The sequence below is a fragment of the Spinactinospora alkalitolerans genome, from assembly GCF_013408795.1.
Taxonomy (GTDB): Bacteria; Actinomycetota; Actinomycetes; order Streptosporangiales; family Streptosporangiaceae; genus Spinactinospora; species Spinactinospora alkalitolerans.
In genome coordinates, this window is sequence record NZ_JACCCC010000001.1 from 4,042,653 (window position 1) to 4,056,111 (window position 13,459).

Annotated in this window: 11 protein-coding genes and 1 pseudogene; 3 read left to right on the forward strand and 9 right to left on the reverse strand. The window is 71.6% G+C overall.

Features of this window, described 5'->3' with window-relative positions; all coding sequences use genetic code 11:
* Nucleotides 1-16: 16 nt before the first annotated feature.
* The 5 genes and pseudogenes from ggt to uvrB form a co-directional block, all read right to left on the reverse strand.
* A complete protein-coding gene (gene ggt / locus HDA32_RS17925) occupies nt 17-1,858 on the reverse strand; it encodes a gamma-glutamyltransferase (RefSeq protein ID WP_179644278.1) in 1,842 nt (613 codons plus the stop codon).
* A 145-nt stretch (nt 1,859-2,003) separates the two neighbouring features.
* On the reverse strand, nt 2,004-2,999 hold the full coding sequence (locus tag HDA32_RS17930) for a GNAT family N-acetyltransferase (protein ID WP_179644279.1): 996 nt from the start codon (nt 2,997-2,999) through the stop codon (nt 2,004-2,006).
* A gap of 308 nt (nt 3,000-3,307) precedes the next feature.
* Nucleotides 3,308-3,742 carry a DUF3060 domain-containing protein gene (locus HDA32_RS17935; protein ID WP_179644280.1) on the reverse strand — a complete coding sequence of 145 codons (435 nt, stop codon included), beginning with the start codon at nt 3,740-3,742 and terminating at the stop codon, nt 3,308-3,310.
* A 95-nt stretch (nt 3,743-3,837) separates the two neighbouring features.
* A pseudogene (locus HDA32_RS17940) lies at nt 3,838-4,044 on the reverse strand (VOC family protein); the annotation flags it as partial.
* Nucleotides 4,038-6,146 carry an excinuclease ABC subunit UvrB gene (uvrB, locus tag HDA32_RS17945; RefSeq protein WP_179644281.1) on the reverse strand — a complete coding sequence of 703 codons (2,109 nt, stop codon included), beginning with the start codon at nt 6,144-6,146 and terminating at the stop codon, nt 4,038-4,040. The pseudogene HDA32_RS17940 and the gene uvrB, both read right to left, overlap by 7 nt.
* A gap of 90 nt (nt 6,147-6,236) precedes the next feature.
* Here uvrB and HDA32_RS17950 point away from each other — a divergent pair, with 90 nt between their 5' ends.
* Complete coding sequence (locus HDA32_RS17950; protein ID WP_179644282.1) at nt 6,237-6,752, forward strand: hypothetical protein; 516 nt, start codon at nt 6,237-6,239, stop codon at nt 6,750-6,752.
* Here the strand turns inward: HDA32_RS17950 and coaE are convergent.
* Complete coding sequence (gene coaE / locus HDA32_RS17955; protein WP_179644283.1) at nt 6,749-7,345, reverse strand: dephospho-CoA kinase; 597 nt, start codon at nt 7,343-7,345, stop codon at nt 6,749-6,751. The two genes, HDA32_RS17950 and coaE, sit on opposite strands and share 4 nt — an antisense overlap.
* 58 nt (nt 7,346-7,403) lie before the next feature.
* Between coaE and HDA32_RS17960 the strand changes: the two genes are divergently transcribed.
* Both HDA32_RS17960 and HDA32_RS17965 read left to right on the forward strand, forming a co-directional pair.
* On the forward strand, nt 7,404-7,634 hold the full coding sequence (locus tag HDA32_RS17960) for a hypothetical protein (protein WP_179644284.1): 231 nt from the start codon (nt 7,404-7,406) through the stop codon (nt 7,632-7,634).
* Between the two features lie 73 nt (nt 7,635-7,707).
* Nucleotides 7,708-8,040, forward strand: coding sequence for a type II toxin-antitoxin system VapC family toxin (locus tag HDA32_RS17965; protein ID WP_218882513.1), 333 nt, complete (start codon nt 7,708-7,710; stop codon nt 8,038-8,040).
* Between the two features lie 81 nt (nt 8,041-8,121).
* Here the strand turns inward: HDA32_RS17965 and rpsA are convergent, their stop codons facing one another.
* From rpsA to polA, 3 genes are all read right to left on the reverse strand, one after another.
* Nucleotides 8,122-9,621 (reverse strand): 30S ribosomal protein S1, encoded by a 1,500-nt coding sequence (gene rpsA / locus HDA32_RS17970; RefSeq protein ID WP_179644285.1) that lies wholly within the window; start codon nt 9,619-9,621, stop codon nt 8,122-8,124.
* Between the two features lie 403 nt (nt 9,622-10,024).
* Nucleotides 10,025-10,456, reverse strand: a complete 432-nt coding sequence (arfB, locus tag HDA32_RS17975; protein WP_179644286.1) for an alternative ribosome rescue aminoacyl-tRNA hydrolase ArfB — start codon at nt 10,454-10,456, stop codon at nt 10,025-10,027.
* Between the two features lie 76 nt (nt 10,457-10,532).
* Nucleotides 10,533-13,301 carry a DNA polymerase I gene (polA, locus tag HDA32_RS17980; RefSeq protein WP_312863232.1) on the reverse strand — a complete coding sequence of 923 codons (2,769 nt, stop codon included), beginning with the start codon at nt 13,299-13,301 and terminating at the stop codon, nt 10,533-10,535.
* Nucleotides 13,302-13,459: the final 158 nt, after the last annotated feature.

Here is a 13,459-nt window from a genome sequence, read left to right on the forward strand (position 1 = left end):
GGCGACGCTCACGAGCCTAACGAGCCGCGCCGGACCCGGGGCCGGGCGGCTCCCACCCGCGCTCCCTGAGCACGGCGGCGTGCCCGCCGCCGCGCCGCCGCGGTTCGGCCACCGCCTGGATCCGGCCGCGGTCGAGGAACTCCAGCGCCGACACCGCGCCGATCTCCGGCGTCTCGGCGAAGACGTGCCCCAGTTCGCTCAGCGCCTTCTCCTCCGGTGTATCGAAGAACCCCGGTTCGGCCTGGGTCTGCTCGGCGTTGCGCTGGGAGAGCCGGGGCGCCGCCACCGCCTCGGGCAGCGTCATACCGCGGTCGACGCGGTCGACGAGGACGTGCAGCACGGTGGTGATGATCGTCGCGCCGCCCGGGCTGCCCAGCGCCAGCCACGGCTCGCCGTCGCGCAGCACGATGGTCGGCGCCATGCTGGAGCGCGGCCGCTTGCCCGGGGCCGGGAGGTTGGCGGCCCCTGCGCCGGTCTCGGAGACCCGGAAGTCGAAGTCGGTGAGCTCGTTGTTGAGCAGGAAGCCGCGGCCGGGCACGGTGATGCCGCTGCCCCCGGTCTGCTCGATCGTCAACGTGTAGGAGACGACGTTGCCCCACCGGTCGGCGGTGACGAGGTGGGTGGTCGAGGGCCCCTCGGGCTCCGGCCCGGCCGGTGCGGAGGAGGGCGCGCAGGCGTCCCCGTCCCCGTTCCCGGCCCCGGGGTCGCCGGGGGCCACGGGCGCGGCCAGGACCGAGTCGGGCTCGACCAGGCAGGCCCGCTGCCGGGCGTAGTCCTCGGAGAGCAGGGTCTCCAGGGGCACGTCGACGTGGGCGGGGTCGCCGATGTAGGCGTTGCGGTCAGCGTAGGCGAGTTTGCTCGCCTCCAGCGTCAGGTGCTGGATCTCCTCGGGCGCGAGCTCGGCGGGGTCGCGGGTGTCGATGATGTTGAGCGCCTCCCCGACGGTGGAGCCGCCGGAGGAGGAGGGCGCCATGCCGTAGACGTCCAGGCCCCGGTAGTCCACGTGCGTCGGGTCGCGCTCGACGACCTCGTAGTCCGCGAGGTCGCCGGCGCTCAGCAGGCCGGGCCGCACCTGCCGGTCGGCGCCGGGGGCGACCGGCGGCGCGGTCGCGGTCTCGACGACGTCGGCCCCGATCTCGCCTTCCAGCACGCTCGCGCCGTGCCGGGCGAAGTCGCGGTAGGTGTCGGCGAGGTCGGGGTTGCGCAGCACCGTGCCGACCTCCGGCGGCGCGCCGCCCGGCAGGAACAGCTCGGCGGTGGCCGGGAAGTCGGCGAAGCGCTCGGCGTTGGCGGCGGTCTGCTCGTTGAACGTCGCGTCCACCGTGAAGCCGCGCTCGGCCAGCCGGATGGCCGGGCGCATGACGTACTGCAGCGGCCTGCTGCCCCACTGCTCGACGGCGCGCTCCCAGGTGGCGGGCGTGCCCGGGGCCCCGACCGACAGCCCCGAGGTGACGGCCTCCTCGAACGGGATGGGCTCGCCGTCCTCCAGGAAGGAGTCCTCCCGCATGGCGGCCGGTGCGGTCTCGCGGCCGTCGAGGGTGTGCACGCGTCCCTCGGCGGCGCTGTAGTAGACGAAGTAGCCGCCGCCCCCGAAACCCGAGGAGTAGGGCTCGGTGACCCCCAGCGCGGCCGCGGCGGCGACGGCGGCGTCCACGGCGTTGCCGCCGGAGCGCAGGACCCGCATCCCGGCCTCAGTGGCGTCGGGGTCCACGGTGGCGACCGCTCCCCCGCGGCCGACGGCGACGGAGTCGCGGTCGGGCCCTTCCGGTGCCTCCCCGGCCCGGGCCGGCACTGCGGCCGCCGCGATCAGGGCGAGCAGTCCCGCCGCGGCGCCGACCCGGCACGTTGTGCGCTTCATCCGACCTTCCCTCCGCACGGACACACCGCCGCCACGCAACGGCGTTGAGCATGCGCCGACGGTAACCCGTCGGGGCGGGTGATCACCAGAGGGAGACCGGAATCGGCGCGGCCCCGCCGCCCGGCGGTCCGGACAGCGGGGGGGGTCAGCGCAGCGCGAGCACCGGGCGGGCCTCCCAGGTCGTCCAGAGCGGTCGGTAGCCCATCCGGTTCCAGAACGGCCCGGACACCGGGTTCATCATCGCGTAGTTGAGCAGCGTCACCGCGATGCCGTAGCTGTCCATCGCGTGGTGGGCCTGGCTGACCAGCGCGGTGCCGATACCGGCGCCGCGCTCCTGCTCCGTGACCACGCCGTAGCCGATGTAGGCGGCGGGACCGGCGTTGACCAGGGGCGCCACCCAGCGGGCGCGTTCGGGCGGGGACACCCAGACCAGGCCGACCGGACGGCCGCGCCGCTCGGCCATCCAGATCCACGACGGCGGGCGACTCAGGGCCCGGGCGACCACCCTGCGGGTCTGCTCGGCGGTCTCGGGCTGGATGAACACCCCGCCGAAGTGCTCCTCGTAGCGGTGCTCCTCCATCACCAGGCCGACGACCGCCGCGAGGTCCTGCATGTCGGCCAGCCGGATCGTGACGTCGCGGGGCGGCAGCGAGGGCGGCACCCCCCTGCGGCGCTGCCGGGCCGCCAGCACCGTGAACGGCTGCAGGCCGTGGCGCTGCAGCGGCCGCACGCCGCAGACGTCGCGGGCCGGCCAGGTCAGCAGCGCGGCCGACTCCGACCCGGTGCCGCTGGGCAGGTCGTCCATCTGGTCCCGCCAACTGGTGAGCAGCGAGTCCAGAGCGCCCTCAGGGTCGGGGCCGCCGACGATCGGGGTGAGCCAGTGCTGGTCGGGAACACCCCAGGTACGCCCGACCTCGCCGGGCTGGTACCAGGCATAACGCATGGTCCCGGTGGCGACGGGGCGCGCGGACTCGTCGCTGACCGTCAGCAGCGGATAGGTGCTGAGCCGTGGATGCGAGGGCTCGGGCAGCAATGGATCGATCTCCGCCCACCGCCTCGCGACCGATCCCACCAGCAGGTCGAATTCGGCGCTATCGCCGGGCGGATCGTCATGCCGCACCCGGGCGACATAACCGCTCATTTATCCCTCCCTGGCCGCACGTGCGCTCTTCACACTGGACGCGGGCCCCAGCGCGCCGCCGCTGGAGTTCTAACGGTGACATACTGTCGCGTCATGGCTACGAAAATAGACCGTAGCGCCTACGGCGCCGGAACGTAGAGATAACGACCAAAGTTTCCGATTTTGTTTTGAAATTGTCGCCATGCAATTTCACCAGAACCGGCGCCGAATCGTTCCACGGTAACCGACGACCGCGCCCCGATGGCGCACAGGGGCCCGCCTTATTCCATTTCCGCTGTTCACAGCGGTGGCCGTATTCGGACTCGGCGCTAGGGGGTGGCGCTGCCGCCCTGCTCGGTGGTGTTGTTCACACCCAGGTTGCTGATCGAGGGCTCGCCCGAGGCGTAGTAGACGACGTTGTCCGCACCGGTGACGCTGATCGACGCGGCCGAACCGACGTGCACCTCGGTGTTGCTGCCGGCGATGCTCACCTCGCCGCACTCGCCGTTGAAGGTCAACGTGGTGTCGCTGGCCAGCACGTTGACGTCGAGGCCCGCGCAGTCCTCGGTCGCGGTCTCACCGTCCGCGGCGACCGTCAGAGTCCGGCCGTCGGACACCACGACGCCGTTCTCCGAACCCGAGACCTCCTCGCCGCCGTTGGAGACCGAGACGTCACCGTCCTCGGAGACCGACACGCCGCATCCGGCACCGAACAGGGCCAGGAGGGCCACTCCACCGGTCACCGCTGCAATCCGGCCGCGCATTCGACGTTCCCTTCGGGTCTGCACCGGCCGGGCGGTCCGGTGTCTCGTCACTTCAGACGGGCGGGGACCGGCCGTGGTTCCCGGCCGCACCGCCGTCACCGCAGGCAGAACTCGTCGCCCTCGGGATCGAGCACGACGACGCAGTCCCCGGTGGGCTCGTCGACCTCACGGACCCGGGTGGCGCCCATGGCGACCGCCCGCTGCACGCTCGCCGCGACGACCGCCCGGCGCTCCTGCGGCGCCGCGCCGGCCGCCACGTGGACGTCGAGGTGCACCGGAACCGGGGCCGGGCCGCTCAGGAGACCCCGGCCGCGTCCATGCCGCGCAGTTCGCGCTTGAGCTCCTTGACCTCGTCGCGCAGCCGGGCGGCCAGCTCGAACTGCAGGTCGGTCGCTGCCTGGTGCATCTGCCCGGTGAGCTGCTCGATCAGGTCGGCGAGCTCGGCGCGCGGCATGTTCGCGATGTCGGCGGAGCGCTCACCTGTGGCCGCGGAGGACAGCCCCGGCACCGGCGCCCGGCCTCGGCTCTGCTGGCGCGCGCTCCCGCCGATCAGCGTCTGGGTGTCGGCGTCCTCGCGGGCCAGCGAGTCGAGGATGTCGGCGATCTTCTTGCGCAGCGGCTGCGGGTCGACGCCGTGCTCGGTGTTGTAGGCCAACTGCTTGGCGCGGCGCCGGTTGGTCTCGTCGATGGCCTTGCGCATGGAGTCGGTGACCTGGTCGGCGTACATGTGCACCTGGCCGGCGACGTTGCGCGCGGCGCGGCCGATCGTCTGGATCAGCGAGGTCTCCGAACGCAGGAAGCCCTCCTTGTCGGCGTCCAGGATGGCCACCAGCGACACCTCGGGCAGGTCGAGGCCCTCCCGCAGCAGGTTGATGCCGACGAGGACGTCGAACTCCCCCACCCGCAGCTCGCGCAGCAGCTCCACCCGGCGCAGCGTGTCGACCTCGCTGTGCAGATAGCGCACCTGGATGCCGAGCTCGGTCAGGTAGTCGGTGAGGTCCTCGGCCATCTTCTTGGTCAGCGTGGTGACCAGCACGCGCTCGGCGCGCTCGGCGCGCACCCTGATCTCGTGGACGAGGTCGTCGATCTGGCCCTGGGTGGGCTTGACCAGCACCTCCGGGTCGACCAGGCCGGTGGGCCGGATGACCTGCTCGACGACGTCGCCGCCGGTGCGGCCCAGCTCGTAGGGGCCCGGGGTGGCCGAGAGGTAGACCGTCTGGCCGATCCGCCCCAGGAACTCCTCCCACTTCAGCGGCCGGTTGTCCAGCGCCGAGGGCAGCCGGAACCCGTGGTCGACCAGCGTGCGCTTGCGTGAGGCGTCGCCCTCGTACATGCCGCCGATCTGCGGCACCGTCACGTGCGACTCGTCGACGACCAGCAGGAAGTCGTCGGGGAAGTAGTCCAGCAGCGTGTTGGGGGCGCTGCCGGGCTCGCGGCCGTCGAAGTGCCGTGAGTAGTTCTCGATGCCGGAGCAGCTGCCGACCTGGCGCATCATCTCCAGGTCGTAGGTGGTGCGCATCCGCAGCCGCTGCGCCTCCAGCAGCTTGTTCTGCTGCTCCAGTTCGGCCAGGCGCCCGCCGAGCTCGGCCTCGATGTCGCGGATGGCACGCTCCATCCGCTCGGGGCCGGCCACGTAGTGCGAGGCCGGGAAGATGTAGTACTCGTCGCTCTCGTCGAGCACCTCACCGGTGAGCGGGTGCAGCGTCATGAGCCGTTCGATCTCGTCGCCGAACATCTCGATGCGCACCGCGAGCTCCTCGTAGACCGGGATGATCTCGACGGTGTCGCCGCGGACCCGGAAGGTGCCCCGGGTGAAGGCCGTGTCGTTGCGGGTGTACTGCATCTCGACGAGCTTGCGCAGCAGCTCGTCGCGCTCGACCTCCATGCCGACCCTGACGGCGGCCATCCGGTCGACGTACTCCTGCGGGGTGCCCAGGCCGTAGATGCAGGAGACCGAGGCGACCACGATCGTGTCGCGCCGGGTGAGCAGCGAGTTGGTCGCCGAATGGCGCAGCCGCTCCACCTCGTCGTTGATCGAGGAGTCCTTCTCGATGAAGGTGTCGGTCTGCGGCACGTAGGCCTCGGGCTGGTAGTAGTCGTAGTAGGAGACGAAGTACTCGACCGCGTTGCCGGGCAGCATCTCCCGCAGCTCGTTGGCGAACTGCGCGGCCAGCGTCTTGTTCGGCTGCATGACCAGGGTGGGCCGCTGCACCTGCTCCACCAGCCACGCCACCGTCGCGGTCTTGCCGGTGCCGGTGGCGCCCAGCAGAACGGCGTCCTCGTCGCCGGCGTCGACGCGGCGGGCCAGCTCCGCGATGGCCGTCGGCTGGTCGCCGGCCGGGGTCATCTCCGAGACCACCTCGAACGGCGTCACCTTGCGCTGGATGTCGGTCACCGGCCGCATGAGTCCCCCTGCCTAGCGGATACCTGGCGTTTCCACTCTAGGCGGCCCCTGTGACACCCGGGCCCCGCCGGGAGTCCCTAAAATGTGCCGGTGCTCAAACGCGACAACAGCGACATGTGGAGACTCGCCCGCTCCGCGCCGGCCCTCTGGGGCGCCGGCGCCGCACTGGCCGCCGGCGGCGTCGCCATGGCCTGGTCGGCCCTGTACGCCGAGCCGCTGACCATCCACCTCATCGAGGAGACCATCCTCGAACTCGTCCTGGCCGCTGCGCTGATCGGCGGCGCGCTGTTCTGCTTCGGCAGCGCCGCGAACGTGCCCCGGCTCCTGGGACGGGGACGCGGATGGGGTCGGCGGCTCGGCTGGATCCCCGGCGTCCTGGCCCTCCTGTTCGGCGGGCACCTGCTGCTGGAGCGCGGCGCCTACGCCTCCGCCGGGTCGATCGGCCGGTTCTCCTCCGAGACCGGGATCACCTTCCTCGGTGCCGTGAGCATCATCATGGGCCTGCTGTTCGTGTGGGTGTGGCGCTCCCTGGTCGAGGTCTCCGACCTGCACGCCCGCGAGTCGAGCGTCCCCGCCCACCGGACGCGGCCGAGGAGGCGGCCCTAGCCGGACCTGCGCTCCAGCTCGCTCCAGACCCGCGCCACCCGGGCGTCCAGTTCGGCGACCGTGCCGGAATTGTCGATGACGATGTCGGCCGCCGCCAGGCGCTGCTCGCGGGTGGCCTGGGCCTTGATGCGGGCGCGGGCCTGGTCCTCGGGCATGTCCCTGTGGGCGGCCAGGCGGCGTATCCGGGTCTCCTCCGGGGCGTCCACGGCGACCACCAGGTCGTAGAGCCGGCCGAGGCCGTTCTCCACCAGCAGCGGGACGTCGTAGACCACGACCGCGTCCTGCGGGGCCCCCGCCATCAGCTCCTCGGTGCGCGCGCCCACGCGCGGGTGCACGATCGCGTTGAGCTCGGCGAGCCTGGCCTCGTCGGCGAAGACGATCTCGCCCAGCCTGGGCCGGTTCAGCGCGCCCTCGGGGGTGAGCACGCCCTCCCCGAACGCCTCGGCGATCTCGGCCAACCCGGACGTGCCCGGCTCGACGACCTCGCGCGCGATCTTGTCCGCGTCGATGACGACGGCGCCGCACTCGGCCAGCCGCCGCGCCACCTCGCTCTTGCCCGAACCGATTCCCCCGGTGAGTCCCACTTTCAGCATGCCGACGATCTTACGAAATCACCCAGCGTGGCGGGGCAGGGCGGCTTATTCTGGAGGCATGAGCGCACTGCCCGAAGAAGACCCTCCGGTCTCCCCCCAGCGCCGCGAACTGCTGCGCCTGGTCAAGGAGCTGCCGGAGGAGAGAGTTCCAAGCCTGTTGGAGACCGTACGCCACGAAGTCGAGGATGCTCTCCCCCCTCACCTCGCCGCGTTGGTTGGCGTCATGGACGCCGAGCCGGACCTCTCGGCCCGCTACAAGGAAATCCTCCGAGAAGAGCACCGTAAGTGATCATTTGCGACGCCGGCCCTCTCGTGGCCCTGCTGAACAAGCGCATCAGCACCACGAGGGATGCCGCGCCTTCATGGTTCGCAACTTCACTCGATTGCGTGTGCCGACGCTGATCCTGACGGAGGTCTGCCAGCTTCTCGAACCCCGCTGCGGAAGTCGTGTGGAGGCGGCGTTCCTCCGGAGCGCCGGGCTGGAGCTGGACCTCGTCGAGCCCACCTCGGCTGACTACGCGCGCATGGCCGAACTCGTCGAGAAGTATGCGGATCTCCCTCTCGGCGCCGCCGACGCCTCGGTCGTCGCGACGGCGGAGCGTCTGGGCATCACCGAGGTCGCGACCGTGGACATCAAGCACTTCTCAATCGTCCGGCCGCGCCACTGCGAACGCTTTACCCTGCTTCCCGGCTGAGATCCGGCGGACACAGGCGGAGGGCCGCCCCCCTTGCGGGGAGCGGCCCTCTCGGCGTTCCACCTACCGTTCGGGCGAGGCTTACTCGCCGCCGCCGGCGAGCTTCTCGCGCAGCGCGGCGAGGGCCTCGTCGGAGGCGAGGGCGCCGCCGTTGGAGCTCGCGCCGTTCTGCGGGGCGCCGCCGCCGCCACCGCCGGTCGACGGCGGAGCGGCCTCGGCCTCGTACGGAGCCTCGGTGCCGGCCTCGGCCTCGGCGGCCTGGGCCTCCTCGACCTGCTTGCGGTGCGCCTCGAAGCGGGACTGCGCAAGAGCGTACTGCTGCTCCCACTCGTCGCGCTGGGTCTCGAAGCCCTCGAGCCACTCGCCGCTCTCGGGGTCGAAGCCCTCGGGGTACTTGTAGTTGCCCTGCTCGTCGTAGTCGGCCGCCATGCCGTACAGCGTCGGGTCGAACTCGGTCTGGTCCGGCGAGACGCTCTCGTTGGCCTGCTTCAGCGAGAGGCTGATGCGGCGGCGGTCGAGGTCGATGTCGATGATCTTGACGAAGATCTCGGTGCCCACCTGGACGACCTGCTCGGGGATCTCCACGTGGCGCTCGGCCAGCTCGGAGATGTGCACCAGGCCCTCGATGCCCTCCTCGACGCGGACGAACGCGCCGAAGGGCACCAGCTTGGTGACCTTACCCGGAACGACCTGGCCGATCTGGTGGGTGCGGGCGAACTGCTGCCACGGGTCTTCCTGGGTCGCCTTGAGCGACAGGGAGACGCGCTCGCGCTCCATGTCGACGTCGAGGACCTCGACCGTGACCTCCTGGCCCACCTCGACGACCTCGCTGGGGTGGTCGATGTGCTTCCAGGACAGCTCGGAGACGTGCACCAGACCGTCGACGCCGCCGAGGTCGACGAACGCACCGAAGTTGACGATCGAAGAGACGACGCCCTTGCGGATCTGGCCCTTCTGCAAGGTGTTGAGGAAGGTCTGGCGGACCTCGGACTGGGTCTGCTCCAGCCAGGCGCGACGCGACAGGACCACGTTGTTGCGGTTCTTGTCGAGCTCGATGATCTTGGCCTCGAGCTCCCGGCCCACGTAGGGCTGGAGGTCGCGCACACGGCGCATCTCGACGAGGGAGGCCGGCAGGAAGCCGCGCAGCCCGATGTCGAGGATCAGGCCGCCCTTGACGACCTCGATCACCGTGCCGGTGACGACGCCGTCCTCCTCCTTGATCTTCTCGATCGTGCCCCAGGCGCGCTCGTACTGGGCGCGCTTCTTGGACAGGATGAGACGGCCTTCCTTGTCCTCCTTCTGGAGGACCAGGGCCTCGACGTGGTCGCCGACGGTCACGACCTCGCCGGGGTCGACGTCGTGCTTGATCGACAACTCACGCGAGGGGATGACGCCCTCGGTCTTGTAGCCGATGTCGAGCAAGACCTCGTCTCGATCGACCTTAACGATGGTGCCTTCGACAATGTCACCGTCGTTGAAGTACTTGATGGTCTCGTCGATCGCCGCGAGGAAGGCTTCCTCGGAACCGATGTCGTCGACCGCTACCTTCGGTGTCGAGGTGGCCTCGGTGCTGCTCGTCATGTGTGGGTGGACTCCGGACGGACATGGGTTGGAAGTTGGGCACGCCGTGGAGCCACACGATTCGCCTTGGCCGATCAGGCGAACGGCGGGACGACGGCGCCGAAACGCCCTCCCCTGCCCGATCCCCGGAACCGGCTCGACCGCAGTACCCCTCCCCCGTGGGGCCGTGGCCGGATGGGCGGGCGGGCCTGCCGTATCCGGAGCGGTCCGTGGGTCGAGTTGCACGCGCGAATCCACAACGCTCCGGCCAGAATATGAGACACCGGGCCTGCGGTCAATTGGAACCGCATCCTCCAAACGGACCCATGTCGTTCTGATCACATTTTAGGGTCGGCCGCCGGGCCGCGCGGTCCGGAGGCGCCGGGTCCGCCCTCGTCGGCGCCCGTGGGGCGGGCGCGGGCCCTCAGTCGTCGAACCGGCGCGAGCGTGACCGCTTCAGGTCAGACCGGCGGCGTTTGGCGTCGAGCCTGCGCTCCTTGGCGCCCCGGGACGGCCGGGTGGCGCGGCGCCGGGGCGGCCCCGGTGCGATCGCCTCGCTGATCAGGGCGGTCAGGCGCTGCCGGGCGAGCTCGCGGTTGCGGGCCTGGGACCGGTAGGCCTGCACGGTCACCGTGAGGACGCCGTCGGCGAGTCGGCGCTGCAGCCGCCGCAGCGCGCGATCGCGCTGCTCGGGCGAGAGCATCGCCGTGGCCGAAAGGTCCAGGGACAGCGAGACCCGGGTGTCGGAGGTGTTGACGTGCTGGCCGCCCGGCCCGCCGGACCGGGAGAAGCGCCAGCGCAGTTCGTCCTCGGGCAGGAGCACCCGCGTGCGCCCGCTCGACGGATCCGCCGACATCTCCGACTCCTCCTCTTCCCGCTGCCCTTGCCCCGCCGCCGCGGAGTCGGACCGCGGCCCCGCGGCCGAGCGGTCCTCAGTGCGCGGCGTCGTGCCAATTGTGGCCGACGCCCACCGAAACGGCCAAGGGCACCCGGAGATCATAGGCGCCGGCCATCCTCTGCGAGACCAGTTCGCGGACGGAGCCGAGCTCGGCGTCGACGACCTCCAGCACGAGTTCGTCGTGGACCTGCAGGAGCAGCCGTGAGGAGAACGCGCCCTCGCGCAGCCCCGCGTCGACGTCGAGCATCGCCACCTTGATGATGTCGGCGGCCGAGCCCTGGATGGGGGCGTTGAGCGCCATCCGCTCGGCCATCTCCCTGCGCTGCCGGTTGTCACTGGTGAGGTCGGGCAGGTAGCGGCGGCGCCCCAGCATCGTCTCGGTGTAGCCGTCGCGGCGGGCCCGCTCCACCACCTCGTACAGGTAGTCGCGGACCCGGCCGAACTGGGCGAAGTAGTCGTCCATGAGGCCGCGGGCCTCCTCGGGGGTGATCCCGAGCTGCCCGGACAGGCCGAACGCGCTGAGCCCGTAGGCCAGCCCGTAGTTCATCGCCTTGATCTTGGCGCGCGCCTCGCCGCCGACCTCCTCGGCCGGGATCTTGAACACCCGCGCCGCGATCTCGGCGTGGAAGTCGTGGCCGGTCTCGAACGCCTCGATCAGCGACGCGTCGCCGGACAGGTGCGCCATGATGCGCAGCTCGATCTGGCTGTAGTCGGCCGTGAGGAGGTGCTCGTAGCCGCCGCCGACGACGAAGGCCCTGCGGATGCGCCGGCCGGCGTCGGTGCGCACGGGGATGTTCTGCAGGTTGGGGTCGGTGGAGCTGAGGCGGCCGGTGGCGGCGACCGTCTGGTTGAAGGTGGTGTGGATGCGCCCGTCGTCGGCGACCGTCTTGATCAGGCCCTCGACGGTGACGCGCAGCCGCGTCTGGTCGCGGTGGCGCAGCAGGATGACCGGGAGCTCGTTGTCGGTCTGCGCGGCCAGCCACGCCAGTGCGTCGGCGTCGGTGGTGTAGCCGGTCTTGATCCGCTTGGTCTTGGGCAGGCCGAGCTCGGTGAACAGGATCTGCTGCAACTGCTTGGGCGAGCCGAGGTTGAACTCGCGGCCCACCACCCGGTGCGCCTCCTGCACCGCCTGGCGCACGGCCGCGGCGAACTCCGCCTCCAGCTCGTCCAGGTAGGCGCGGTCGGCGGCGATGCCGACGCGCTCGGCGTCGGCGAGCACCCGCAGCAGCGGCAGCTCCACCTCGCGCAGCAGCCGGGTGGCGCCGCGCCGCTCCAGGTCGGCGTCGAGGGCCGCGGCGAGGTCGAGGGTGGCCCTGGCGCGCAGGGCGAGGTCGTGCCGGGCGGTCTGCGCGGCGTCGTCGCCGCCGCCGGCGATGTCGAGGGTGAGCTGGGCGCCCGCCGCCTGCTGCTCGTCGAGTTCCCGGTTGAGGTAGCGGGTGCACAGGTCGGCGAGGTCGAAGCTGCGCCGGCCGGGCAGCGCGAGGTAGGCGGCGAGCGCGGTGTCGCTGGTGAGCCCGCGCAGCTCCCAGCCGCGCGCGCCCAGGGCCAGCAGCGGGCCCTTCGCGTCGTGCAGGGCCTTGGGGCGCTCGGGGTCGGCCAGCCACGCGGCCAGCGCGGCCTCGTCGTCGGAGTCGAGGAGCGCGGGATCGATGTGCGCGGCCGGACCGGCGGCCACCGCGATCGCCAGGTCCGCGACCTCGCCGCCGCCGCGCCCCCAGGAGCCGGACACCGCCAGGCCCGCGCGGGCGTCGGTGGTGGCGTGGGAGGCCAGCCAGCCGGAGACCTCTCCGGTGCCCAGGGGGCTCAGCTCGACGCTGAAGCCCTCTTCCGGCGCCGCGCCGTCCTCGGACTCCTCCTCGCCGAGCACCGAGAACAGGCGCTCGCGCAGCGTGCCCGCGAACTCCAGGTCGTCGAAGAGCGTGTTGATGCCGGCGCGGTCCCAGCCGTCCATCGTCAGGTCGTCGAGCCCCGCACCGATCTCGACGTCGGTGGCCAGCGCGTTCAGCCGCTGGTTGCGCAGCACGTCGTCGAGGTGGTCGCGCAGGCTCTGGCCGGCCTTGCCGGTGATCTCGTCGGCCCGGGCGACGAGGCCGTCCAGCGAGCCGTACTTGGTGATCCATTTGGCCGCGGTCTTGGGTCCCACCCCCGGAACGCCCGGGAGGTTGTCGGACTTCTCGCCCACCAGGGCGGCGAGGTCGCGGTAGCGCTGCGGCGCGACGCCGTACTTGGCCTCGACCGCATCCGGGGTCATGCGGGTCAGGTCCGACAGGCTCTTGCCCGGGTACAGCACCGTGCAGGCGTCGGTGACGAGCTGGAAGGCGTCGCGGTCGCCCGAGGCGATGAGGACCTCCATGCCGCGCTCGCAGCCCTGGACGGCCAGGGTGGCGATGATGTCGTCGGCCTCGAAGCCGGCCACCGAGACGCTGGCCACACCGAGCAGGCCGAGCAGCTCCTGCAGCAGCGCGACCTGGCCGGGGAACTCCGGCGGGGTCTCGGCTCGGCCGCCCTTGTACTCGTCGTAGGCCTCGTGGCGGAACGTGGGCTCGGAGCGGTCCCAGGCGACGGCGATGTGGGTGGGCTGCTCATCGCGCAGCAGCTTGACCAGCATCGAGGTGAAGCCGTAGACGGCGTTGGTGGACTGCCCCGTACTGGTGCCGAACTTCTCCACCGGCAGCGCGAAGAACGCGCGGAACGCCATGGAGTGCCCGTCGAGCAGCAGCAGCCGCTGCCGGGCCCGCGGGGCGGCGGCCGGGTCGGCCGGGGAGGAACTGGTCTGTTCGGGGGTCGCCTGTGTCTTCACCACAGGAGGAATCCTAGGATGCCGTGGGGACATTTTCGCGAAACCGCACGTGCCCGCCGCAATCACGTCCGGCACGTCCGGACGGACCCGGACGCCCGCGGCGCCCGCGGCGCCCGCGGTGCGCCGACCAAGCGGTCGGCGCCGAGGGGCGGGGCGCGGCC